Annotated in this window: 21 protein-coding genes; 19 read left to right on the top strand and 2 right to left on the bottom strand. The window is 68.9% G+C overall.

The window, feature by feature from the left end; all coding sequences use genetic code 11:
- Positions 1 to 55: 55 nt before the first annotated feature.
- The 10 genes from BM345_RS16335 (at position 56) to BM345_RS16290 (ending at position 11,403) form a co-directional block, all read left to right on the top strand.
- On the top strand, positions 56 to 1,459 hold the full coding sequence (locus tag BM345_RS16335; protein WP_254789765.1) for a glycosyltransferase family 4 protein: 1,404 nt from the start codon (positions 56 to 58) through the stop codon (positions 1,457 to 1,459).
- The gene (locus tag BM345_RS16330; protein ID WP_093381119.1) at positions 1,456 to 2,238 is read left to right on the top strand and encodes a hypothetical protein; all 783 of its coding nucleotides are present in this window, start codon (positions 1,456 to 1,458) and stop codon (positions 2,236 to 2,238) included. The genes BM345_RS16335 and BM345_RS16330 overlap by 4 nt, the downstream gene beginning before the upstream one ends.
- Positions 2,235 to 3,161, top strand: coding sequence for a Gfo/Idh/MocA family protein (locus tag BM345_RS16325; protein WP_093381117.1), 927 nt, complete (start codon positions 2,235 to 2,237; stop codon positions 3,159 to 3,161). Before BM345_RS16330 ends, BM345_RS16325 begins: the two co-directional genes overlap by 4 nt.
- Positions 3,158 to 4,363 carry a DegT/DnrJ/EryC1/StrS family aminotransferase gene (locus tag BM345_RS16320; protein WP_254789764.1) on the top strand — a complete coding sequence of 402 codons (1,206 nt, stop codon included), beginning with the start codon at positions 3,158 to 3,160 and terminating at the stop codon, positions 4,361 to 4,363. The genes BM345_RS16325 and BM345_RS16320 overlap by 4 nt, the downstream gene beginning before the upstream one ends.
- A gap of 175 nt (positions 4,364 to 4,538) precedes the next feature.
- Positions 4,539 to 5,573, top strand: a complete 1,035-nt coding sequence (locus BM345_RS16315) for a LacI family DNA-binding transcriptional regulator (protein WP_093381116.1) — start codon at positions 4,539 to 4,541, stop codon at positions 5,571 to 5,573.
- A gap of 26 nt (positions 5,574 to 5,599) precedes the next feature.
- Positions 5,600 to 7,216, top strand: coding sequence for an FAD-dependent oxidoreductase (locus BM345_RS16310; RefSeq protein WP_175545029.1), 1,617 nt, complete (start codon positions 5,600 to 5,602; stop codon positions 7,214 to 7,216).
- Between the two features lie 25 nt (positions 7,217 to 7,241).
- The gene (locus tag BM345_RS16305) at positions 7,242 to 8,522 is read left to right on the top strand and encodes an ABC transporter substrate-binding protein (protein ID WP_093381114.1); all 1,281 of its coding nucleotides are present in this window, start codon (positions 7,242 to 7,244) and stop codon (positions 8,520 to 8,522) included.
- 10 nt (positions 8,523 to 8,532) lie between these two features.
- Positions 8,533 to 9,474, top strand: coding sequence for a carbohydrate ABC transporter permease (locus tag BM345_RS16300; protein WP_175545028.1), 942 nt, complete (start codon positions 8,533 to 8,535; stop codon positions 9,472 to 9,474).
- Positions 9,475 to 9,476: 2 nt separating this feature from the next.
- Positions 9,477 to 10,316, top strand: coding sequence for a carbohydrate ABC transporter permease (locus tag BM345_RS16295; RefSeq protein ID WP_093381113.1), 840 nt, complete (start codon positions 9,477 to 9,479; stop codon positions 10,314 to 10,316).
- Between the two features lie 22 nt (positions 10,317 to 10,338).
- The gene (locus tag BM345_RS16290; protein WP_093381112.1) at positions 10,339 to 11,403 is read left to right on the top strand and encodes an ABC transporter ATP-binding protein; all 1,065 of its coding nucleotides are present in this window, start codon (positions 10,339 to 10,341) and stop codon (positions 11,401 to 11,403) included.
- Positions 11,404 to 11,410: 7 nt separating this feature from the next.
- Here the strand turns inward: BM345_RS16290 and BM345_RS16285 are convergent, their stop codons facing one another.
- Positions 11,411 to 12,028, bottom strand: coding sequence for a 5-formyltetrahydrofolate cyclo-ligase (locus BM345_RS16285; protein WP_093381110.1), 618 nt, complete (start codon positions 12,026 to 12,028; stop codon positions 11,411 to 11,413).
- Positions 12,029 to 12,037: 9 nt separating this feature from the next.
- Between BM345_RS16285 and BM345_RS16280 the strand changes: the two genes are divergently transcribed.
- From BM345_RS16280 to BM345_RS16265, 4 genes are all read left to right on the top strand, one after another.
- Complete coding sequence (locus BM345_RS16280) at positions 12,038 to 14,032, top strand: lytic transglycosylase domain-containing protein (RefSeq protein WP_093381109.1); 1,995 nt, start codon at positions 12,038 to 12,040, stop codon at positions 14,030 to 14,032.
- The gene (locus BM345_RS16275) at positions 14,029 to 14,574 is read left to right on the top strand and encodes an MgtC/SapB family protein (RefSeq protein WP_254789763.1); all 546 of its coding nucleotides are present in this window, start codon (positions 14,029 to 14,031) and stop codon (positions 14,572 to 14,574) included. The genes BM345_RS16280 and BM345_RS16275 overlap by 4 nt, the downstream gene beginning before the upstream one ends.
- A 122-nt stretch (positions 14,575 to 14,696) precedes the next feature.
- Complete coding sequence (locus BM345_RS16270; RefSeq protein WP_093381107.1) at positions 14,697 to 15,392, top strand: glutathione S-transferase family protein; 696 nt, start codon at positions 14,697 to 14,699, stop codon at positions 15,390 to 15,392.
- A 16-nt stretch (positions 15,393 to 15,408) separates the two neighbouring features.
- A complete protein-coding gene (locus BM345_RS16265) occupies positions 15,409 to 16,053 on the top strand; it encodes a glutathione S-transferase family protein (protein WP_093381106.1) in 645 nt (214 codons plus the stop codon).
- A gap of 22 nt (positions 16,054 to 16,075) precedes the next feature.
- Here BM345_RS16265 and BM345_RS16260 read toward each other — a convergent pair whose 3' ends face one another.
- Complete coding sequence (locus BM345_RS16260) at positions 16,076 to 16,819, bottom strand: OmpW/AlkL family protein (protein ID WP_093381177.1); 744 nt, start codon at positions 16,817 to 16,819, stop codon at positions 16,076 to 16,078.
- A 121-nt stretch (positions 16,820 to 16,940) separates the two neighbouring features.
- Here BM345_RS16260 and BM345_RS16255 point away from each other — a divergent pair, with 121 nt between their 5' ends.
- The 5 genes from BM345_RS16255 (at position 16,941) to BM345_RS30560 (ending at position 24,690) form a co-directional block, all read left to right on the top strand.
- Entirely contained in the window at positions 16,941 to 18,215 is a 1,275-nt protein-coding gene (locus BM345_RS16255; RefSeq protein ID WP_093381104.1) for a multifunctional CCA addition/repair protein, read from the top strand.
- Positions 18,216 to 18,263: 48 nt separating this feature from the next.
- Positions 18,264 to 19,034, top strand: a complete 771-nt coding sequence (gene otsB, locus BM345_RS16250; RefSeq protein WP_093381103.1) for a trehalose-phosphatase — start codon at positions 18,264 to 18,266, stop codon at positions 19,032 to 19,034.
- Positions 19,031 to 20,902, top strand: coding sequence for a glycoside hydrolase family 15 protein (locus tag BM345_RS16245; RefSeq protein WP_093381101.1), 1,872 nt, complete (start codon positions 19,031 to 19,033; stop codon positions 20,900 to 20,902). Before otsB ends, BM345_RS16245 begins: the two co-directional genes overlap by 4 nt.
- Before the next feature lie 10 nt (positions 20,903 to 20,912).
- Positions 20,913 to 22,310 (top strand): alpha,alpha-trehalose-phosphate synthase (UDP-forming), encoded by a 1,398-nt coding sequence (otsA, locus tag BM345_RS16240; RefSeq protein WP_093381100.1) that lies wholly within the window; start codon positions 20,913 to 20,915, stop codon positions 22,308 to 22,310.
- 244 nt (positions 22,311 to 22,554) lie between these two features.
- Positions 22,555 to 24,690, top strand: a complete 2,136-nt coding sequence (locus tag BM345_RS30560; protein ID WP_254789762.1) for an FAD-dependent oxidoreductase — start codon at positions 22,555 to 22,557, stop codon at positions 24,688 to 24,690.
- Positions 24,691 to 24,709 lie beyond the last annotated feature (19 nt).

Here is a 24,709-nt window from a genome sequence, read left to right as displayed (position 1 = left end):
ACCACCCCGGCTGCGCTTTGCATAATCCCTTGGCGATGCAGCCTGCGGGCGGCCGTTGCTCGCGCCCCACCCAGTAAGTGAAGAGTTCATGACCCCACGTTCCGATGAAGCGTCGACGCCTGCTGGCGCCGCGCCGCTGCGCATTCTCATTGCCATGTGCTACCTGGTGCACCGCACGGGCGCCGAGATGTTCACACGCGACCTGGCGATGTGGCTGCGCCGCCGCGGACATGCGGTGACGGTCTTTGCAACCGCCTTCGGCGACATGGCCGACGAGTTGCGCTGGGCCTCGATTTCCTGCATCACCGACGTGGCCGATATGGGCGCACGGCCCGATGTGATCATCGGCAACACCCAATACGAGACGGTGCGCGCGCTGCTGCACTTCCACGACGTGCCCACCGTCACCATCTGCCATGACCGCAGCGCCGACCACGGGCGCCCGGCGCGCTTTTCTCAGGTGGTGAGCCATGTCGCGGTGGACGAGAACTGCGCCGAGCGGCTGGCGCACGAATTCGGCATTGCGCGCGCGCAAATCGAACTGATCCAGAACGGCATCGACCTGGACCGTTTCCTGCCGCGCGCCCCATTGCCAGCGACGCCCCGTTCGGCGGTCATCTTCAGCAACTACGCCTCGCACGACGCGCAACTTGCGGAAGTGCGCGCTGCGTGCATGGAGCGCGGGCTCAGCCTGGACGTGATCGGCCAGGGCACCGGAAACCACCTGCCCGATCCGGCCGCCGCGCTCGGGCGCTACGACATCGTGTTCGGCAAGGGCCGTTGCGCCACGGAAGCACTGGTTACGGGCAACGCTGTGGTGGTGCTCGACCCGAGTTCGGGCATGGGCGAGATGGTCACAGCTGCCTCGGTCGCACTGGGCCGTCAATGGAACTTTGGCCGCGCCCTGATGACCCGGCCCATCACGCGGCAGAACGTGCTGGCCGAGCTGGACCGCTTCGACGCGCCGGACGCGACCCTGGCCGCGGCCTGGATGCGGGTTCATGGGGGACTGGATGTCTCGCTTGGCGCACTCGAACGGCTGTTGCTGCGCGTGGTGGGCGAGCGCGGCGTGGTGCAGGTATCCGCCGAACAGCGCGCCAGCGAGGCAGCGGGCTATATGGACGACTGGCTCCGGCGCGGCCCCGTTACCGTCCAGATGGTCGACCAGGGCCTGCTTCACCGGCACATCGACGGGCTGCAGCAGGGCTTGAACGCGCAGCAGCATTTGCACCAGGCACAGGCAGACACCCTGCGCAGCGAAGCACGGCGGCATGCCGAGCACGCCGAGGAGATCTTGGGCCGACTGGAAGCGGCCGAGGCCGCACTGGCTGCGGCGCGCGCGCACGCGGCCCAGGCCAATGCGCAGGTCGACGCCGTGCACGCCAGCCGCTCGTGGCGCATCACGGCGCCCCTCAGGCGCTTGATCACCCTGGTTCGCAGCGGAGCCAAGGCCGCATGAAGTACCTGCTGATGGCGGCCCATCCAGGTCACGAACTGCTGTTGTGGAAGTGGCTGCGCATCGAGCGGCCGCAGGTTGTCATCCTCACCAACGGTGCCGGCGCCAATGGCGTGCCCCGGCTTGAACCGACGCTCGACAACCTGCAGCAGTCGGGCGCGCAATGGATGACGAAGTTGCTGCAGCCCGTGAGCGATGCCGCTATCTACCAGGCGCTGCTGGACGGCGACACGGCGCTGTTCAGGACCTGGGTCGACGCGCTGGCCGCGCATGTGGTCGCTCAGGGCATCGAATGCATCGTGGCCGACGAATCGGAGGACTACAACCCCTCCCACGACCTGTGCCGCCTCTTGGCCAACCGCGTTGCGAACCGCGCCCGCGCCGGCGGCCATGCAGTCGAGTCCTTCGGCTACCCGACTGTGGGGCACCCTTGCCCGCCAGCCCGGCTGGCGGCCGAGACGCATCGGATGGTGGAACTCGGGCCCACGGAGCTGCAACACAAGCTTGGCGATATGCAAGGCTACGCGCGCCGCGCTGGCGGACAACTGCAGCGCGAGCTCGACAGCTTCATCTCGGAGTTCGGCGAAGAGGCCTATGGCCGCGAATGCCTGTTCGCGGCACAACCCACCCGCTACGAACAGCCGGGCGCTGCCGCGGTCAAGCCTCTGTTCGAGCGCATTGGCGAGGAGCGTGTCGCCGCCGGCGTCTACAAGCACGTGATTCGCGGTGCCCACCTGCAAGCGGTGGCGGATGAGCTCGCGCATGGGACGCCTGCCCGATGAGGCTGACCGCCGACACCTTCGAGCAGCCGCTTGCAAGCGCCGCCGACATGCCGTCCGGCCTGGCCCACGCCATCGTCGGCCTCGGGCGCTTCGGCAGCACCCACGCCCGCAAGATGACGGCGCTGCCAGGCTTTTCGCTGCGGGCCGCCGTCGATCCTCATGCCGAAATGCCGGCTGAACTCGATGGGCTGCCGCTGCTGCGTCACCTGGACCAGCTGCCAAAAGACATCGAGTCAGCCACGGTCGCCACCAGCGATGCAACCCATGCCGAAGTGGCCATCGCCTTGATGGCGCGCGGCTGCCACGTTCTGGTCGAAAAGCCGATGTGCCTGGCGCCGGACGACGGGGCGCGCATGCTGCAGGCCGCCTCGCAGCACGGGCGGCATCTGTACGTGGGCCATGTGGAGCGCTTCAACCCCGCCTTCGACGAGGGCACGCTGGCCAAGCTGCGCAGCGCCGTGCAGCGTGGTCGAGGCAGCAGCGAAGCTTGCTTGCGCTTCCGGCGTGCCTCGTGCCGCCAGGGACCGCCCCTGGACTGCGTGCTCGACCTGATGGTGCACGACCTGGACCTGATGGCCTGGCTCTGTCTTCTTCCAATCGACGAGCCGCTGGAGTTGCTGGAGCGCCGGGTCGACGAGCAGGGCGTGCATGCGCGCATCAGGCTGGGCGGTTGGGTGGCACAGCTGGATGCCGGCTACGGCGCCCCGACGCCCATGGCCAGCATGGGCGTGCGAGTCCACGGCGCCTGGCAGCAGTTGGACTTGCGCCTGCCCACCACCGGCCATCCACCGTCGAGCGACGACGCACTGAGCCGGCAATACGCAGCCTTGCGCCTGGCCATCCGCGGCGGAGCCAGCCGCATCGCCAGCGGCCCCGAGGGCTTGGCCGCGGTGCTGCGCGCACGGCAGATCCTGTTGGCATGAACGCATCCCGCACCGCAACGGCAGACTTCGCCCAGGCGAGTGATGGCGCGAGCACAACGCAGGCGGCCGCAATTCCCTTCTTTCGCGGCGACGCCAGCGATCCCGCCCTGGCCGAGCGCATGACGCAGGCCTGCGGCGAGATCCTGCGCAGCGGTGTCTATGTCCTGGGTTCGCAGGTCAAGGCGCTGGAAGAAAGCCTTGCCGCCTTGCTTGGAGGACGCGAGGTCGTCGCCGTGAACTCGGGCTCGGACGCACTCGTGCTGGCGCTGGCCGCCCTCGGCGTGGGAACGCTCGGCGGCGGCCGCGACGACGACGAGGTCATTCTTCCCAGCTACACATTCGTGGCCTGCGCCGAGGCCGTCCTGGCCGTGGGCGCGCGACCGGTGTTCGTCGACTGCACCATCGACAACTTCGCGCCCAGCCTGCAGGCCCATCGCCAGGCCGTGGGCCCACGCACGCGGGCTGTACTGGCCGTGGGCCTGTTCGGCGACGCCTCGCATATCCCGGCGCTGGCCGCCTTCTGCCGGGCGCATGGCTTGCTGATGGTCGAGGACATCGCCCAGTGCCTGGGCGCCACCGCCACTGGAGAGGACGGTACCACGCGTCCGGCCGGCACTTGGGGCGACGCTTGCGCCATGAGCTTCTATCCGACCAAGACCCTGGGCGCCGCCGGCGATGCGGGCGCCTTGGCTTTCGCGGATGCGCGGCACGCGCGCCAGGCGCGGCGGCTGCGCAACCACGGTCACGAAGATGGCGAGCACCACTGCCTGGGACGCAACAGCCGCATGGACGAGTTGCAGGCCGGGCTGCTGCGCATTGCGCTGACGCAGTTCCCCCGCGCCCTCGCACGGCGCCGTCAAATCGCGCAGCGCTACCTCGGCGCGTGGGCCGGCTCAGGCATTCACCTTCCCCCGAGCGACGCCGGACACGCATGGAACTACTTCGTGCTCAGGTTCGGCTCCAGCGCGCAGCGCGACGCCGTGGTTGCCGACCTGGCCGCGCAGGCCATCGCGACCCAGGTGTACTACAGGCAGCCGCTGCACCTGCAGCGGGCACTGGCCGCCACACACGGTGGACGCAAGCTGCCGCACAGCGAGTCGCATGCTCGCTGCGCACTGGCGATCCCGATGTATCCGGCGCTGCGGGATGACGAAGTGGAGCGGATCGTCGAGGCCGTGGGTGCACCACGCGACCTGGGCTGAGCAGTCCTCGGGCTGATTCCGCCCCGCTGGTTAGCTTGCCTGTCCGCCACCGGCGGGCATCCGGCGTCGCTTCATCCTCGGGAAAGTCCTAGACAAATCGGCAGAGCTCCGTCGCTTATACGCATTAGCATCTCGCTTATACGCATAAGCAACGCAGATCTAGAATCGTCCAATCATGGCGACCACTTCGCGCCTCACCCAGCAGCACATCGCCCGCCTCGCCGGCGTGAGCCAGGCCACGGTGTCGCTGGTGCTCAACGGCACGGCGACGGCGCAGGCGCGCATTCCGGCCGAGACGCGGGAGCGGGTGCAGAAGATCATCCGGGAGACCGGCTACGTGCCCGACCCCATCGCCCGGCGCATGGCCAAGGGGACCAACCGCATCCTGGGCGTGTTCACCTACGAGCCGGCCTTTCCCAACGCGCACGCCGACTTCTTCCTGCCCTTCCTGTTCGGCATCGAGGAAGAGGCGCAGTCCCTTCGCTACGACCTGCTGCTGCTAACCGGCGCCAACGCGCCCGGCGGCGGCCGCAAGATCTTTTCGGAAGAGAACCGCCTGCGCATCGCCGATGGCTGCATCGTGCTGGGCAAGAGTTTCGACCGCGAGGAACTGGCCCGCCTGGTGGCCGGCGACTTTCCCTTCGTGGCGATTGGCCGTCGTGACGACGCCGGCAGCCCCGTGCCCTACGTCGGCGCCGACTACGCCGCCGCCACCGCCGCCCTGGTGGCGCAGGCCCGCACGCTGGGCCACCGCAAGCTGGCTTACCTGGGCGCCACCGGGCCGGCCGAATCGACGGCGGACCGCTGGAAAGGCTTCCAGTCCGCACTCGGCGACGACCTGCAACTGGTGATGGCCGAACGGGACATGGCCCTGCCCGAGACGCGACTGCTCGATCTGCTGCTGGAACGCAGCGCCACCGCCGTCTTCTGCGTCGAGCTGGTCGATGCGCTGCGGCTGGAAGCGGCAGCGCGTGCCCGCGGACTCTCGCTGCCGGCCGACTTCTCGCTGGTGGCCCTGGGCTCGCACGTGCGGGTGGAAGCCCACCCGACCCGCTTCGCCTCCTTCGTCATCCCCCGCGAGCAGATGGGCCGGCAAGCCACCGCCAACCTGGTGCGCCGCATCGAGCATGGCAACGACGAGCCGGTGCAGCAGGTGCTGCTGCCCTGCCACCCCATCCGCGGCGAGACGCTGGGCCCCGCGCCCGCCTGACATTTCCCGAGAAGAGACAACGCGACATGAAGACGAAAGAACTGAAGACGGACATCCTGGTGGTCGGCGGCGGCCTCGGCGGCGTGGCCGCGGCGCTGGGTGCGCTGGCCCACGGCCGCCAGGTGGTGATGAGCGAGGAGTACGACTGGATCGGCGGCCAGCTCACCTCGCAGGCGGTGCCGCCGGACGAGCACACCTGGGTCGAGCAGTTCGGCGTGACGCGCCGCTACCGCGCCCTGCGCAACGGCATCCGCCAGTTCTACCGCGACCACTACCCGCTCACCGAAGCCAGCCGCGCCTGGGGCGAGCTCAACCCCGGCGCCGGCTGGGTGAGTCGCCTGTGCGCCGAGCCGCGCGTGGGCCTGGCCGTCATGCAGGCCATGCTGCTGCCCTACATGGGCGGCGGGCAGCTGACGGTGCTGCAGCCTTTCCGCCCGGTGTCGGCCGACACCGAGGGCGACCGCGTGCGCGCCGTCACCCTGCGCCACCGCGACAGCGGCGAGGAGCTGACGGTGCAGGCCGCCTACGTGATCGATGCCACCGAGACCGGCGACCTGCTGCCGCTCACCGGCACCGAGTACGCCGTCGGCTTCGAGAGCCAGGCCGACACGGGCGAACCCAGCGCACCGGCCCAGGCGCAGCCGCACAACGTGCAGGCCCTGTCGATCTGCTTCGCGGTCGACCACGTGGACGGCGACCAGACCATCGACAAGCCGCGCAACTACGAGCACTGGCGCAGCGTCCAGCCCGACTTCTGGGGCGCGCCGATGCTGAGCTTCAAGGCGCCGCATCCGCGCACGCTGGAGATCGTGGAGCGCTCCTTCACGCCCAACCCAGACGACGACCCGCTGCTGGTCGATGCCGACCAGCGCAAGGGCGGCGGTGACATGAACCTGTGGACCTTCAGGCGCATCGCGGCGCGGCGCAACTTCGTGCCCGGCGCCTACGCCTCGGACATCTGCCTGGTGAACTGGCCGATGATCGACTACCTCGGGGGCTCCATCCTGGACGTGAGCGAGGAAGAGAAGGCGCGCCACCTCGCGGCCGCCGCCGAGCTGTCGCACTCGATGTTCTACTGGATGCAGACCGAGGCCCCGCGCGAGGACGGCGGCCAGGGCTTCCGCGGCCTGCGCCTGCGCGGCGACATCACCGGCACGACCCACGGCCTGGCCATGGCGCCCTACATCCGAGAAGGCCGCCGCGTCCTGGGCGTGACCCGCGTGGTGGAGCAGCACATGTCGCACGCGGTGCGCGGCGAGAAGGGCGCGCTGAGCTACCGCGACAGCGTGGGCGTGGGCATGTACCGCATCGACCTGCATCCTTCCACCGGCGGCGACAACTACATCGACGTGCCCTCCTGCCCCTTCGAGATCCCGCTGGGCGCATTGCTGCCGCGGCGCATGACGAACCTGCTGGCGGGCGGCAAGAACATGGCCACCACCCACATCACCAACGGCTGCTACCGCCTGCACCCGGTGGAATGGAACGTGGGCGAAGTGGCAGGCCTGCTGGCCGCGCACTGCCTGAACACCGGCCGCACGCCGCACCAGGTGCAGGCCGGCAACGCGCAGCTCGCGGAGTTCCAGGCGTTGCTGGCACGCGAAGGCGTCGAGATGCGCTGGCCTTCGGTCCAGGCCTACTGAATACCAAACGAAGAAGGAGACAACCATGAGCCCTCGTTCCCTCCGCTTGCTGCCCAATGCCCTGCGCCTGGCCGGCGCCCTGGCCCTGGGCCTGGCCTTCGCCGGCGGCGCCGCCGCGCAGGAGGTCAAGCTGCGCATGACCATCTGGAGCGCCAACGAGGCGCACCTGAAGCTCTTCAACAGCATCGCCGACGGCTTCAAGGCGCAGCAGCCCAACGTGAGCGTCACCTTCGAGCCGCTGCCCTTCGACAACTACACCACCGCGCTGACCACGCAGATCGCCGGCGGCAACGCGCCGGACATGGCCTGGATCTTCGAGACCTCGGCCTACGACTTCGTGAACTCGGGCGCGCTCGCGCCGCTAAGCAAGACGCTGTCGGCCACGCCCGGCTACGCGCTGAACGACGTGGCCGCCAGCGCCACCGAGCGCTGGACCAAGGACGGCACGCTCTACGCCTATCCCTTCTCGACCTCGCCCTTCGGCGTGTTCGTCAACAACGACCTCATCAAGCAGGCCGGCGCCAAGACGCCCGCCGAATTGATCGCGGCCAACCAGTGGACCTGGCCGAACGCGATCGCCACCGCGCAAGCCGTGAACGCCAAGACAGGCAAGGGCGGCATCGTGGTGCGCGACTTCAACTACCAGGCCTGGCAGTTCCTCTCTTCCGTGTACTACGGCTGGGGCGCCTCGCCCTGGAGCGCGGACGGCAAGCGCTGCACCTTCACCGACAAGCCGATGGTGGATGCGCTGGGCTTCGTGCACGACGCGGTGTTCAACAAGAAGGCCATGCCCGGCCCCGGCCAGAACGTGGACTTCTTCGCCGGCGATGCGGCCATGACCGTGACGCAGATCAGCCGCGCCTCGCTGCTGCCCAAGGACAAGCCCTTCGACTGGGACCTGGTGCCGCTGCCGCATGGCCAGGTGGGCGAATACGCCATCGTCGGCCAGGCCGGCGTGGGCGTGCTCAAGCAAAGCAAGAACGCCGAGGCCGCGACCAGGTTCGTGGCCTACATGACCAACCCGGAGAACTCGGCCAAGCTGGCGCAGTTCTTCCCCTCGGCGCGCAAGTCGATGCTCAATGCCGAGACGCTGGGCAAGACCAATGCGCGCCTGACGCCGGTGCAGCTGGACAAGGTGGTGGTCACCGGCATCTCCAGCGGCAAGCTGATGCCCGGCCACACCGACTTCGCCCGCCTGCAGCAGATGGTGCGCGCCGGCCTCGATCCGGTGTGGACGCCGCAGGCCGACATTCCCGCGGCCATGAAGGCGATCTGCGCGCAGATCGGCCCGCTGCTGGCCAAGTAAGGCGCCTCGCATGACCGAAGCCAGCATGACCCGCAACCCGACGCCGACCCAGGCCGCACCGACGCGCCCGTTCTGGACCCTGGCGCGGCGCGAGGCGCTGGCCGGCGGCCTGTTCGTGGCGCCGCAGCTGCTGGGCGTGGCGGTGTTCGTGCTGCTGCCGCTGGCGCTGGTCTTCTGGTATTCGCTGCACGAGTGGAACGTACTGGCCAACACCTTCGAGTTCACCGGCGCGCAGAACTACCAGGCCTTGCTGGAGGACAGCACCCTGCCCCCGGTGCTGCTGGCCTCGGCCGTCTTCGCGGCGGGGCTGGTGGTGTTCAATCTGGGCCTGGCCCTGCTGCTGGCGGTGCTGCTCAACCAGAAGCTGGTGGGCATCACCGCATTCCGCACCTTCTTCTTCTCGCCGGTGGTGGTGTCGCTGGTGGCCTGGACCATCGTGTGGGGCTTCCTGCTGCAGCACAACGGCGGCATCAACGGCGTGCTGAAGCTGGCCGGCATCGAGGGGCCGAACTGGCTGCGCTCGCCGGGCACGGCCATGGGCTCGGTGATCGTGGTGCAGGTGTTCAAGAACGTGGGCCTGAACATGGTGCTGTTCCTGGCCGCGCTGCAGGGCGTACCGCGCGAGCTGTACGAGGCGGCGCGCATCGACGGCGCCAGCGCCTGGCGGCAGTTCCGCCGCATCACGCTGCCGCTGATCAGCCCGACCATCCTGCTCACCTCGGTCATCACGGTGGTGGGCGCGCTGCAGGTGTTCGCGCAGATCGCGGTGCTTACGCAAGGCGGGCCGGGTCACTCGACCACGGTGCTGGTGTACTACCTCTACCAGCAGACCTTCCAGTTCCATCGCTTCGGCTACGGCTCCACGCTGGCCATCGTGCTCTTCGCCATCGTGGCGCTGCTCACGCTGGCGCAGTGGCAGCTGCGGCGGCGCTTCGTCTTCCAGGAGCAGTGAGCGTGCACGGCCGCCTTCCTCCGCGCACCCAGGTTGCCCTGTACGGGCTGATGTGCCTGCTGCTGGTGCCCTTCGTGTTCCCGACCTGGTGGATGGTGACCTCCTCGGTCAAGCCCATCAGCGAGATCTTCGCCTTTCCGCCGCAGCTGTGGCCCACGCACCCGGACTGGAGCAGCTACCAGCAGGTGTTCACGCTGCAGCCCTTCGCGCGCCAGTACTGGAACTCGGCCTGGATCGCGGCGGTGGTCACGCTGGGCACGCTGGGCGTGGCCTCGATGGCGGGCTATGCCTTCGCGCGCATCCGCTTTCCTGGCGCCAACGCACTCTTCGTGGTGGTGCTGACGGGGCTCCTGATTCCGTCGGAAGTGACCATCGTGCCGCTGTTCCAGATGTTCCGGTCGATGGGCATGGTCAACACGCACTGGCCGCTGGTGCTCATTCCGATCTTCGGCGCGCCCTGCGTGTTCGCGACCTTCATCATGCGGCAGTTCTACATCACGCTGCCGGCCGAACTGGAAGAGGCGGCGCGCGTGGATGGCCTGGGGCGCTTCAAGATCTTCCGCACCATCGCCCTGCCGCTGGCGCGGCCGGCGCTGGCCTCGGTGGCGATCTTCACCTTCCTGCACAGCTGGAACCTCTATCTGGAACCGATCGTGTTCCTGTCCACGCCCGCGCTCTTCACGCTGCCGCAGGCGCTGACCCAGTTCACCGATGCCTACGGCGGCCCGATGTGGAACATCCAGCTGGCGGCCGCCACGCTCACCGCGCTGCCGGTGCTGCTGGTGTTCGTGGTCGCGCAGAAGCAGTTCATCGAAGGCCTGGCCCATACCGGGCTCAAGTAGGCCCATCACTTTCCTCACCTCCATGGCAGCAGTCGAGTTCACCAGGATCCAGAAGCGTTTCGGCAACACCCACGTACTCCAGGGCATCGACCTGGCGATCCGCGATGGCGAGTTCCTCGTGCTGGTGGGCCCCTCGGGCTGCGGCAAGTCCACGCTGCTGCGCCTGCTGGCCGGGCTGGAGGCGGTGTCCAGCGGGCAGATCGCCATCGGCGATCGCGAGGTGACCGACCTGGACCCGAAGGACCGCGACATCGCGATGGTGTTCCAGAACTACGCGCTCTATCCGCACATGACGGTGGCGGACAACATGGCCTTCTCGCTGGAGCACCGCGGCCGTCCGCGCGCGGAGATCAAGGAGCGGGTGGACTGGGCAGCGCAGATCCTGGGCCTCGCGGCGCTGCTGGAGCGCTATCCGCGCCAGCTCTCGGGCGGCCAGCGCCAGCGGGTGGCCATGGGGCGCGCCATCGTGCGCAACCCGCAGGTGTTCCTGTTCGACGAGCCGCTGTCCAACCTGGATGCCAAGCTGCGCATCGTGATGCGCGGCGAGATCAAGGCGCTGCACCGCAAGCTGGGCACCACCATGGTCTACGTCACGCACGACCAGGTGGAGGCCATGACCATGGCCGACCGCATCGTGGTGCTCAACGTCGGGCGCATCGAGCAGGTGGGCACGCCGCTGGAGCTCTTCGACCGGCCGGCCAACCGCTTCGTGGCCGGCTTCATCGGCTCGCCGGCGATGAACTTCATCGAGGGGCGCTGCACATCGGAAGGCTTCGAGGCCAACGACGGGGCAGTGCTGCCGCTGCCGTGCATGGCCACCCGGCCCGAAGGCGCCCTCACCTACGGCATCCGGCCCGAGCATTTCGAGCGCTGTTCGGAAAGGGAGGGCGTGGCTGCGCAGGTGCTGGGCGTGGAGCCGCTGGGCTCGGACACGCAGCTGAACCTGCGACTGGCGGGCACGGACGTGGTCGCGCTCTTCCACGAGCGCCTGGCCGTGCAGCCCGGCGAGACGCTGCACCTGCGTCCGCGCATGTCGGCCGTGCACCTCTTCGACGGCGCCAGCGGGCGGCGCCTGGGCGCGGGCTAGAAAGGCCTCAGCCCACCGGCCAGACCACGCCCTCGTCGTTGAGGATCGCGTCCAGCGGCACGTCGTGCGCTTCGGGCTCGTGCCCGGTCAGCAGGCCATTGGCGAAGCCCAGGCCCACGGTGAAGGGGCGCGGTTCCAGCGAGGCGAGCGTGCGGTCGTAGAAGCCGCCGCCGTAGCCCAGGCGGTAGCCGCCATCGGTGTAGCCCACGCAGGGCACGAAGAGCAGCGTGGGCACGATGACCTCGGTGTCCTTGGGCTTGGGGATGTCGAAGGCGTCCTCTTCCATCGGGCAGCCGGGATACCAGGCATGGAAGGTCAGGGTCTTGTGCACCCGGTCCATGACCGGCAGGCCGATGCGCCGCTGCGTGGCCTTGGATTGCAGCTCGCCGTCTTCCTTCCAGCGGTGCAGGGCCGGCAGCGGATCGAACTCGCCCTTGATCGGCCAGTAGGCACCGATCACCGCATCGGGCCGGCCCACCAGCCAGATCCGCATCACCCGCTGCAGCAACGCAGAGCGGGCCTGGCGGTCGGGCATGTTCAGCCGCTGCTCCAGCAATGCAGCGCGCAGCTGATTCTTGAGAAATCTTGCCGTTTCCGACGACTTTGGTTCCTGCGACTTGTCCATAATCCCCCGATGCGTTGGCTCAGCATTTTGGCACCGCGGCGTGCCCGTCTCCTTTCCCTCGTTCTTCTGGCCGCCATGAGCCAGGCCGCGTCCGCCCAGGGCAGCGGCAGCGACGACGTCCTCCTGCAGATGAAGCAGGCCTTCCAGCGGGGCGACAAGGCCCGCCTGTCGGCCCTGCTGCCACAGGCGCGCGGCCATGCGCTCGAACCGTGGGCCGCCTACTGGGAGCTGAAGGCGCGCCTGAACGAGGCCAGCCCGCTGGAGGTGCAGGACTTCCTCGCCCGCTATGCCGGCACCTACCAGGAAGACCGCCTGCGCAACGACTGGCTCCTGTTCCTGGGCAAGCAGCGCGACTGGGACGGCTTCATGGCCCTGCACCCCGCCTACCGCATGGGCGACGACCGCGAGGTGCGCTGCTACGCGGTGCTGGCCGGTGCGCGCCAGAACGGCATCAGCAAGGAGCAGGCCCGCGAGGTGCGCCGCGACTGGCTGGCGCAGCGCGACGCCGACGACGGCTGCCTCTCCGCGGCCGAACGGCTCATCGCCGCCGACCTGATGTCGCCCGACGACGCCTGGAAGAAGGCGCGCCTGGCCATCGAGGCCAACCGACCCCGCGCAGCCCGCGACGCGGTGAACCTGGTGGCGCCCGACGACCTGCAGCTGTTCGACCAGATGAACGCCAGCCCGGCCAAGTACCTCGCCGGCCGCGCGGTGGTGGCGGCCAAACCGAAGAAGGAAATGGTGGTGCTGGCGCTGATCAAGATCGCCATGTCCGACCCCGACATGGCCAGCGTGCAACTGGACAGCAAGTGGGGCCCCATGCTCAGCGCCGAGGAGCGCAACTGGCTCTGGGGCGTGATCGGCCGCCAGGCGGCCATCAAGCTCTCGCCCATGGCCAACAGCCACTTCGGCAACGTCACGCGGCCGAAGGACCTGAGCGACGACATGCTGGCCTGGAAGACCCGCTCCGCCCTGCGCGCCGGCCAGTGGAAGGACGTGCAGGCCAGCATCGAGGCCATGAGCGAAGAAGCCCAGGACGACCCCACCTGGGTCTACTGGAAGGCCAGGGCCCTCTCCCAGCGCGGCGGCGACGAGCGGCGCGCCGAGGCCCGCAAGATGTACGAGGGCATCGCCGGCACACGCGGCTTCTACGAACTGCTCGCGCTCGACGAACTCGGCCAGCCGGCCCAGGTGGCCACGCGTCCGGCGCCGCTCACGGCCGAGGAGAAGAACGCGGCCCGCAGCAACCCCTCGCTGCAGCGCGCCCTGCTGGCCATCTCCATCGGCCTGCGGCCCGAGGGCGTGCGCGAATGGAACTACGCCACCAACCTGCACGACAAGGGCGGCATGGGCGATCGGGAACTGCTGGCCGCCGCCGACCTGGCCTGCCAGCGCGAGGTGTGGGACCGCTGCATCAACACCAGCGAACGCACCAAGGGCGTGATCGACGTGGAGCAGCGCTTTCCGATGCCCTTCCACGACACGGTCATCCGCAAGAGCAAGGACATCGGCCTGGACCCGGCCTATGTCTACGGCCTCATCCGACAGGAAAGCCGCTTCATCATGGACGCGCGCTCCGGCGTGGGCGCTTCCGGCCTGATGCAGGTGATGCCGGCCACCGCCCGGTGGACCGCGCGCAAGATCGGCATGGCCGGCTTCACGCCCGAGCAGATCTACGACCGCGACACCAACGTGACCATCGGCACCAGCTACCTCAAGCTGGCGCTGGACGACTTCGGCGGCTCCATGCCGCTGGCCGCCGCGGCCTACAACGCCGGCCCCGGCCGGCCGCGCGCGTGGCGCAACGGCCCGGTGATGGAGGCTGCCATCTGGGCCGAGAACGTGCCCTTCAACGAGACGCGCGACTACGTGAAGAAGGTGATCGCCAACACCACCAACTACGCGGCCATCATCAGCGGCCGCCCACAGTCCATCAAGTCGCACCTGGGCACCGTGGGGCCGCGCGACGAGAGCGTTCCCGAGCCCAACAAAGACCTGCCGTGAGCACGACTGTCTGGAGCCGCATCGCCGACACCGTCTCGCGCGAATTCAGCGACATCGGCGATGTCGAGCAGATGACCAAGGTGACGGTGCGCCTGGCGCTGGCCGGGCTGCTGGGGTTCGTGCTGGGCTTCGAGCGCGAGGCGCGCGGCAAGGCTGCCGGCGCCCGCACCCACATGCTGGTGGCCATGGGCTCGGCGCTGTTCGTGCTCACGCCGCAGTTCACCGGCATGGCCATCGCCGACATGAGCCGCGTGGTGCAGGGGCTGCTGGCAGGCGTGGGTTTCCTGTGCGCCGGCGCCATCCTCAAGAGCGGCAAGGACGAGCAGGCGGTGCAGGGCCTGACCACCGCGGCCGGCATGTGGATGACAGCCGCCATTGGCCTGGCCTGCGGCCTGGGCCGAGAGGTCACCGCCATCCTCAGCACGCTGCTGGCGCTGGTGGTTCTGGCGCTGGTGCCGCACTTCTCGCGCGGGCTGCAGGGGGTCATTGGCAACCAGGCGCGGGCCGGGAACGACACCTCCAACGAGGAAACGCGGCGCTGAGCGAAAAGCGGCGCGCGGCGCCGCGCGCATCAATCGCCGGCCTCTTTGTCATCAACGGCCGTCGCGCGGGCCGATAGCATCTCCGGTTCCCCCCAAGAAACCGAACGAGGAGAAAACAGGACATGCGCAAGCTCTACATCGGCAACAAGAACTACTCGTCCTGGTCGATGCGCCCCTGGGTGCTGATGAAGCAGGCCGGCATCGACTTCGAGGAAGTCATGGTGCGCTTCGATGAATTCACCGAAGGCTCGACGTTCAAGAACACCATGGGCGCGGTCTCGCCCACGGCGCTGGTGCCGCTGCTGGTGGATGGCGATATCAAGGTGTGGGACACCCTGTCCATCGTCGAGTACCTGGCCGAGCGCTTACCCGAGAAGAAGCTCTGGCCCGAGGACGTGAAGCAGCGCGCCCATGCGCGCAGCATCTGCGCCGAGATGCACGGGGGCTTCCGTGCCCTGCGCGGCGCCTGCGCGATGAACGTCGAGGCCGACCTCGCGGTGCAGGGCGCCATCATCTGGCGCGACAACGCCGGCGTGCGCGCCGACGTGGAGCGCATCGTCGCCATGTGGAGCGAGCTGCTGGCCGCGAACGCCGGCAGCCATCCGGACGGCATGCTCTTCGGCCGCTTCACCGCGGCGGACGCCTACTACGCCCCGGTCGTGATGCGCTTCGCCGGCTACGCGCTGCCCGTGCCCGAGCCCATCAGCGCCTACATGCAGCGGGTGCAGGCGCTGCCGGGCGTCAAGGCCTGGATCGACGCCGCGCTGCTGGAGCACGACTTCGTCGTCATGGACGAGCCCTACCGCGTGGCGCGCTGAGCAGGAAAGGCCGCGGATGTACCGCCTGCACTGCTTCGCCCAATCGGGCAACAGCTACAAGGTCGCCCTCCTGCTGCGAGTGCTCGGGCAGCCCTTCGAGGCGGTGTTCGTCGACTATATGCAGGCCGGCGCCACGCGCGATCCGGACTGGCGCGAGAACCTGAACGAGATGGGCGAGGCGCCGGTGCTGGAAGACGGCACGCTGCGGCTCACGCAGTCCGGCGTCATCCTGGACCACCTGGCGCAGCGCCACGGCCGCTTCGGCGGCGACAGCGCGCTGCAGAAGCAGGAAATCCTGCGATGGCTGCTCTTCGACAACCACAAGTTCACCAGCTACTTCGCCAGCTACCGCTTCGCACGGTCCTTCGGGGCGAGCGCGCCGGAGCCGGCCGTCATGGGCTGGCTCGCAGGGCGCATCGAGGCGGCCTATGCCGTCGTCGACAAGCACCTGTCGACCCGCGACTACCTGGTGGGAAACGGCCCGACGATTGCCGATTTTTCCCTCGCGGGCTACGTGTTCTATCCGGAAGAGGAAAACGGCCTGGGCCTGCTGCAGCGCCATCGCCAAGTCGGCGCGTGGGCCGAGCGGCTGAGCCGGCTGGAGGGCTGGGCACCACCCTACGAGGTGATGCCCGGCGACCGCATCCTGCCGCGCTGGTGACCCGGCGCGGCGCGCATGGCGATCAGTAGCGGTAGGTCACGGCCACGAAGGGCACGATCGGATTGACCTTCAGGCTGGCTTCGCTGGTGGCCAGCTGGGCGCCGGTGGCGGCGCTGGTGGTGGTGAGCTTGGCGGTGGTCTTCAGCGGGATGTAGGACACCGAGAAGGACACGCCCCAGTGCGGGTCGAACTGGTAGGCCGCGCCGATGTTGAACACCGGGGCCCACGAGCTGTCGAGCTTGGCGCTGGTCACGGTCGAGCCAGGCGGACGGCGCAGCAGGCCGCCGACGGCGTTCTGCATGCCGGGCGTCAGCTCGACGTCGCTGTACCAGACATAGGTCAGGCCCAGGCCCACGTAGGGACGGAAGGCGGCATTGCCTTCGTTGAAGTAGTACTTGCCCAGCAGCGCCGGGCTCCACTGGCGGGCACTGCCCAGTTCACCGATGGGGCCGAGGGTGCCGCCGCCGTCCAGCTTGAACTTGGGCGGCACGCCCACCACGCCCTCGACGCCCCAGTGGCTGTCGAGGAAATAGGTGGCCGAGAGGCCCAGCGTGTCCGAGTCGGCAACACTGGCCGAGGAGCCGGGCACGGTCTGGTTGACCGGCGAGGTGAGGGTCAGCGGCTTGCTGGAATCCTGCGGTGCGAAATGCATCCAGCCGGCGCCGAACACCCAGTCGCCGGCCTGCTGCGCCATGGCGCTGCCGCCTGCGGCGAGCAGGGCTGCGGCCAGGGCGGTCTTCGTCGTGCGGGAGTTCTTCGTCTTCATCACGATCTTCAAGAGTTTCTCCATTGTTTTGAGTTGGGGGCGGGGGTGCGACCGCCCGCGCAACAGCGTGTTCCGTTCGCCCTGTCATGCCGGGGACAGGGCGGCGCCTACACTCGCGAACATGCAAAGCTACTTGGTCGGCGGCGCGGTACGCGACCGCCTGCTCGGACTGCCCGGTTCGGACCGCGATTGGGTGGTGGTGGGCGCGAGGCCGAAGGATATGACGGACCTGGGCTACCTGCCCGTGGGCCGCGACTTTCCCGTCTTCCTGCACCCGGAGACGCGAGAGGAATACGCGCTGGCGCGCACCGAGCGCAAGAGCGGTCCCGGCTACCGCGGCTTCGTCGTGCATGCCGACCCCGGGGTGACGCTGGAAGAAGACCTGGCGCGGCGCGATCTCAGCATCAATGCCATCGCGCTGCCGGCTGCGCTGGTCGACAAGCCCGAGCTCGACACGGCGGACCTGATCGATCCCTACGGCGGCGTGCAGGACCTGCAGCGCAAGCAATTGCGCCACGTCACCGACGCCTTCCGCGAGGACCCGGTGCGCATCCTGCGCGTGGCCCGCTTCGCTGCACGCTTCTCCGATTTCTCGGTGGCGCCCCAGACGCTGGAACTCATGCGCGAGATGGTGCGCGACGGCGAGGTCGACGCGCTGGTGCCCGAGCGCGTCTGGCAGGAACTGGCGCGCGGCCTGTCGGAAGACAAGCCCTCGCGCATGTTCGAGTTGCTGCGCGAATGCGGCGCGCTCCGGGTATTACTGCCCGAGGTCGATCGCCTCTGGGGCGTGCCGCAGCCCGAGGCGCACCATCCCGAGATCGACACCGGCGTGCACCTGATGATGGTGCTGGACATGGCGGCGAAACTGAAGGCGCCGCTGCCGGTTCGCTTTGCCTGCCTGGTGCACGACCTGGGCAAGGGCACCACGCCGCACGACATCCTGCCGCGCCACCATGGCCACGAGCAGCGCAGCGCCAAGCTGCTGCGGCAGGTGTGCGATCGCTGGCGGGTGCCGGTGGAGATCCGCGAGCTGGCCGACGTGGTGGCGCGCGAGCACGGGAACATCCACCGCAGTGCCGAACTCAACGCCGCGGCCGTGATGCGCCTGCTGGAGCGCTGCGACGCCATCCGCAAGCCCCAACGCTTCGAGCAGGTGCTGCTGGCCTGCGAATGCGATGCCCGCGGCCGTCTGGGCCTGGAAGAGCGGGCCTATCCGCAGCGCGAGCGGCTTCGCGCAGCGCTGCAGGCCGCGCTGTCGGTGCCTACCGAACCCATCGCGCAGGCGGCGCTGCAGCGCGGCGCCAAGGGCCCGGAGATCGGCGCCGCCATCGGCCAGGCGCGCACGGCGGCCGTCGCCAAGGCACTGGATTCGCCCGAGGCCCCATCGCTTTCGTAGGTATTCGCCGACGCGCGCCGCAACCTGACTCTGCTAAGGTTTACCCCGATGCAGACGCCCCCTCGACTCACCCCCGACGCCGCGCTGTTTCTGGACTTCGACGGCACCCTGGTCGGCATCGCCGAGACGCCTGAAGCGATCGAGGTGCCGCAAGGCCTTGTCGCGCTGCTGACCGATCTCCACGATTGGCTGGGCGGCGCGCTGGCCGTGGTCTCCGGCCGCCAGATCGACGTGCTCGACCGCTTTCTCGCGCCCCTGCGCCTGCCCGCCGCTGGCGAGCACGGCGTGCAGCGGCGCGATGCCGCGGGCAACATGCGCGAGGAAACGCCGCCCGATCTCCAGGCCGTGCTGGATGTGGCCAATCATCTCGCTGGTGCTCATCCCGACCTGCTGGTGGAGCGCAAGCACGCGGCCGTGGCGCTGCACTACCGGCGCGCGCCCGAACTCGAGGAGCTGTGCCGCCTCGCCCTGCTAGGGATCATTGCCAAGGAGCCGCGCCTGGAGCTGCTGCACGGCAAGGCGGTGTTCGAGGTCAAGCCCGCCGGCATCAACAAGGGCGTGGCCATCGATGCCTTCATGCTGGAGCCGCCCTTCGTGGGCCGCATTCCGGTCTTTGCTGGCGACGACACGACCGACGAGACCGGCTTCGCCGTGGTGCAGCCGCGCGGCGGCGTGGCCATCAAGGTGGGCAGCGGGCCGAGCCTGGCGCAGCACCGGCTGGAGTCGCCGCTCGCCGTCTTCGAATGGCTGGCCACCGCCCGTTCGGTGCCGCCCGCCCCCGACAAGAATACAAAGAACGATCCCAGGAGGGACACATGACGGACAGTGCGCAGGAGGATCAGGCGCCGGTCGACGAGGCGTCGATCGCCACGCCCACGGACACACCCCCCGAATTCCCACCCCCCGCCCCGCCTTCGCTTTCCGTGGGCGTGATCGGCAACTGCTCGTTCAGTGCGCTGGTGGACCAGCGCGCGCGCATCGTGTGGTGCTGCCTGCCGCGCTTCGACGGCGAGCCGATCTTCAACGCACTGCTGGACCCCAGCGAGAACGCCAGCGCCTGGGCCATCGAGCTGGAGGACTTCGCCACCTCCGAGCAGGCGTACGAGCACAACACCGCCGTGCTGCGAACCCGCCTGTACGACAGCAAGGGCCAGGGCATCGAGATCACCGATTTCGCGCCGCGCTTCTGGAGCCGCTCGCGTTATTTCCGGCCGCTGTCCATCGTGCGGCGCGTGCGGCCCATCGCGGGCGCGCCGCGTGTTCGCATCGCGCTGGACCCCCGCTTCCAGTGGGGGCAGGTGCAGCCCACCACCACGCGCGGCAGCAACCACATCCGCTACGTGGGGCCGGACACCACGCTGCGCCTGAACACCGACGCGCCGATCTCGCACGTGCTGTCCCGCCAGCCCTTCGTGATGGCGCGCGACTACAACTTCATCCTGGGCGCCGACGAGACGCTGACAGACGGCATCGCCGACACAGCGCGCCACTTCGAGCAGGAGACCCTCACCTACTGGCGCACCTGGAGCAAGCGCCTGGCCATTCCCTTCGAATGGCAGGAGGCGGTGATCCGTGCCGCCATCACGCTGAAGATGTCGCTGTACGAGGACACCGGCGCCATCGTGGCCGCCATGACCACCAGCATCCCCGAGGCGCCAGGCAGCCAGCGCAACTGGGACTACCGTTTCTGCTGGCTGCGCGATGCCTTCTTCGTGGTGCGCGCGCTCAACTCGCTCAGCGAGGTGGGCACCATGGAAGACTACCTGCGCTGGCTCACCAACGTGGTGGTCGGCTCGCGCGGCGAGCACATCCAGCCGCTGTACGGCATCGGCCTGGAGCGGCATTTGCCCGAAGCCGTGCTTGACTTCCTGCCCGGCTACCGCGGCATGGGCCCGGTGCGCGTGGGCAACCAGGCGCAGGAACACTTCCAGCACGATGTGTACGGCAACATCGTGCTGGGTGCGGCCCAGGCCTTCCACGACCGGCGGCTGCTGCGGCCCGCGGGCCAGGCCGAGTTCCCGCACCTGGAAGCGGTAGGGGAGCAGGCCATCCGCGTCTACGGCACGCCCGACGCCGGCATGTGGGAGCTGCGCACGCGCGCACGCGTGCACACCAGTTCGGCCTTGATGAGCTGGGCCGCCTGCGACCGACTGGCCAAGATCGCCCGCGCCATCGGCCGCGCCGACCGCGCCGCCTACTGGCACGGCCATGCGGCGCGCATGCGCGAGGAGATCCTTGCCAAGTCCTGGAGCGAAGAGCGCCAGGCCTTTGCCGAAAGCTTCGGCGGCAACGAACTGGATGCCAGCATCCTGTTGATGGTGGAGGTCGGCCTGATCGATGCGCGCGATCCGCGTTTCATCTCGACCGTGGACGCCATGGAAAAAGCACTTTGCGACGGACCCTACATGCGCCGCTACGAAGCGGCGGATGACTTCGGCAAGCCCGAGACGGCCTTCAACATCTGCACCTTCTGGCGCATCGACGCGCTGGCCAAGATCGGCCGCAGGGCCGAGGCGCGACAGATCTTCGAGACCATGCTGGCGGCGCGCAACCCGCTGGGCCTGCTGTCGGAAGACACGCATCCGGTGACCGGCGAGATGTGGGGCAACTTCCCGCAGACCTACTCGATGGTGGGAATCATCAACGCGGCGGTCCGGCTGTCCGCTCCCTGGGATTCCGCGATATGAGGTACTGCCCATGAGCCGCCTGGTCGTTGTCTCCAACCGCGTGGCCGACCCGCGCAAGGCGGCAGCCGGAGGGCTGGCCGTGGCCCTCGGCGAATCCCTGCAGCAAAGCGGCGGCCTGTGGTTCGGCTGGAGTGGCACGGTGGTGCAGGACGGCCCCACCGGCGAGGGCGAGATGCACAAGCAGCAGGCCGGCAAGGTCACGCTGGCCACCATCGACCTCAGCCGCGAGGACCACGACAGCTACTACCTGGGCTACAGCAACGACGTGCTGTGGCCGGTGTTCCACAACCGGCTGGACCTGGCGCACTTCGACGCCGGCTTCATCGGCGGCTACCGGCGCGTGAACCAGCTGTTTGCGCGCAAGCTGATGCCGCTGCTGGCGGAAGACGACATCGTCTGGGTGCACGACTACCACATGATCCCACTGGCGGCCGAGCTGCGCGCCATGGGCTGCAAGAACCGCATCGGCTTCTTCCTGCACATTCCGCTGCCGCCGCAGATCATCTTCGCCGCCATCCCGCAGCACGACTGGCTGATGCGCTCGCTCTTCGCCTACGACCTGATCGGGCTGCAGGCGAATCAGGACGTGCGGCACTTCGAGCACTACGTGATCAACGAGGCGCACGGCGAGGTGCTGGGCAACGACCTGTACAGCGCCTACGGCCACACGGTGCGCGCCGGCGCCTTCCCCATCGGCATCGACGTGGACGAGTTCGCGACGCTGACGCATGCCAAGGAATCGCGCGACATGTACGAGACCATGAAGCGCGAATACTCGAGCCGCCGCCTGCTGGTGGGCATCGACCGGCTGGACTATTCCAAGGGCATCCCGCAGCGGGTGCGGGCCTTCCGCGAGCTGCTGGCCAACTACCCCGAGAACCGGCGCAGTGCCACGCTGATCCAGATCGCCTCGCCCACCCGCGAGACGGTGGACGCGTACGGCGACATCCGGCGTGAACTCGAATCGATGTGCGGCGCCATCAACGGCGACTTCGGCGAGCTGGACTGGATGCCGGTGCGCTACATCCACCGCATCGTGGCCCGCAAGCGCGTGCCGGGCCTGTGCCGGGCCGCCGCCGTCGGCCTGGTCACGCCGCTGCGCGATGGCATGAACCTGGTGGCCAAGGAATACGTGGCCGCGCAGGACCCGGCCGACCCGGGCGTGCTGGTGCTCTCGCGCTTTGCCGGCGCAGCCGAGCAGCTGAAGGAGGCGCTGCTGGTCAACCCCTACGACACGCACGGCACCGCGCAGACGCTGCAGCACGCCCTGCGCATGCCGCTGGAGGAGCGCCGCGTGCGGCACCAGAAGCTCTTGGCGCGCATCCGCGAGCAGGACGTGCACTGGTGGCGCAACAGCTTCCTCGAAGCCCTTCGCACCGCGCCGCACGAGAGAACGCTGGCGACCTGAGGCGCTCGGACGTTTCGACGACCTAAACAGCCATTTCGTCGACGTTCTGACTCCTTTTCGACTGCCCCCGCCCGCGCGCCGCTCCTAAAGTCCTTCCAACGGCCCGCACGCGGCCGAGGGGAGAAAACAATGAGCGAGCGGGAGATTCAAGGTGCCGGTGCGGCCTGGCGCCGTCCATGGCGCCGGCCGGCGCGTCATCGCCGATGCAGGCCGGGCATTTCCCGCGCCACCTGAGCGGTCCTCGATGGGCTCATCGATTGCCGTTGTTGGCGCCGGCATCGTCGGCGTAAGCTGCGCGCTGGCGCTGCAGCGCCGCGGCTGGCAGGTGACGCTGATCGACCGCAGCCCGCCGGGCCGCGAGACCTCCTTCGGCAACGCCGGCGTGCTGGCACGCAGCTCGCTCATTCCCTTCAACAACCCCGGCCTGTGGTCCGCGCTGCCCACGCTGCTGCGCAACAGCGGCGCGTCGTTCCGCTACGACCCGGCCTACCTGGCGCGCAACCTGCCGTGGGCGCTGCGCTTCGTGCTGCATGCGCGGCGCGGCAGCTTCGAGCGGACCACAGAGGCGCTGGACGGCCTCATCAAGCTGTCCTGGCAGGAGCATCTGCGCTGGCTCGGCGAAGCCGGCGTGCGGCAGCGCCTGCGGGAGAACGGCTGGCTGTTCCTCTACCGCACGCAGGCTGCCTTCCAGCGCGGCCAGCCGGCCCGCGACACCTTCGAGCGCTTCGGCATAACGACACAGGTGCTGGACGCTTGGGCGCTGTACGCGCTCGAGCCGAGCCTGCGGCCCATCTTCGCCCGCGCGCTGTGGGTGCAGGACGCCGCGTCCGTCGACAGCCCGGGCCGAGTGGTGGAAGCTTACGCGGCGCTGTTCGTATCGCGAGGCGGGTGCATCGTGCAGCAGGGCGTCTCCGGCCTGGCGCGACCCGACGGCGGCGACCCCTGGCGGATCCTCATGGCCGACGGTGGCGTCCGCGAGGCCGATCAGGTCGTGGTGGCGCTCGGACCCTGGAGCGCAGAGTTCCTGCGAAGCACGCAAGCGCTATCGGTTCCCATGGCCTTCGAGCGAGGGCATCACATGCACTACGGCGCCGCCCCCGACGCCAGGCTCTCGCGGCCGGTGTACGACACCGCAGGCGGCTACGTGCTCTCGCCGATGGAGCAGGGTCTTCGCCTGACCACGGGTGCATCTCGCCGACCAGGATGCGCCGCCCAAGCTTTCGCAGTTGAACCTGGCGGAGGCCGCGGCGCGCCAGGCCTTTCCGCTGGGCGGGCGCCTGGACGAAGCGCCTTGGCTCGGCAGCCGTCCCACCTTGCCGGACAGCCGGCCCGCCATCGGCCAGTGCCCCGGCCGGCCTCGCCTGTGGCTGGCCTTCGGCCACCAGCACATCGGCTTCAGCACGGGCCCCGGCACGGCGGCGCTGCTGGCAGCCCAGGTGTCGGGCGAGCCCTGTCCCATCGACCCTGCGCCCTTCAGCCCTTCGCGCTTCATCCGCTGAATGGACGTTCCTCACTCCCTCCACCCCACCCCAAGGACCCTCCGATGCAAAGACGTGATTTCCTGAACCGTTCCCTGCTCGCCGCCACTGCAGCGGCCATTCAACCGGCCGCCTTTGCGCAGGGCGGCGGCGAGTCGACCTGGGAGCGCGTGAAGCGCACGCGCGTGCTCCGCGTCGGCGCGGTGGACGGCGGCCTGCCCTACTACAGGAAGGACATCGTGACCGGCGAATGGCAGGGCTGCATGGCCGATTACTACCGGGGCCTCGCCAAGAGCCTGGACGCAAGGCTGGAGATCACGCCCACCAGCTGGGGCAACTCGGTACTGGAACTGCAGTCGCAGAAGATCGACGTCTTCTTCGGCCTCAACCCCACGCCGGCGCGCCAGCAGGTGATCGACTTCACCGATCCGCTGCTGCGCATCGCCTTCACCGCGCTGTGCCGCAAGGGCTTCAGCCCCAACAGCTGGGCGGACCTCAACAAGCCTGCGGTGCGCGTGGCGGTGGACAAGGGCTCATCGCAGGACGCCATTGCCACCCGCATCCTGGTGGACGCGCAGATCATCCGCCTGGACAGCGCCGTCGACGCCACGCTGGCGGTGCAGACCGGCCGCGCGGACGCGCAGATCCTGGTGCTGCCGCTGGCCCTGTCGGTGAGCAGCAAGAACCCCGCCGTGGGCCAGGTCGTGATCCTCACGCCCGAGGAAATCGCCACGTCCAACGGCGGCGTGCGCAAGGAAGCCGACGGGCGCTGGCTGCAGCACATCAACCTCTGGCTCAAGGGCGAGCGCGAGAGCGGCAACATGCGCCGCATCTTCATCGAGAACCTCAAGAAGGTCGGCGACGTGAGCGAGGACAAGATCCCCGCGCACCTGCAGATCTGAAGCCGAGGCAGCACGAGGA

The sequence above is a fragment of the Variovorax sp. OV329 genome (assembly GCF_900114785.1).
Taxonomy (GTDB): domain Bacteria; phylum Pseudomonadota; class Gammaproteobacteria; order Burkholderiales; family Burkholderiaceae_C; genus Variovorax.
Note: the sequence above shows the minus strand (reverse complement) of the source record. Positions and strands in the feature narration are given on the sequence as shown.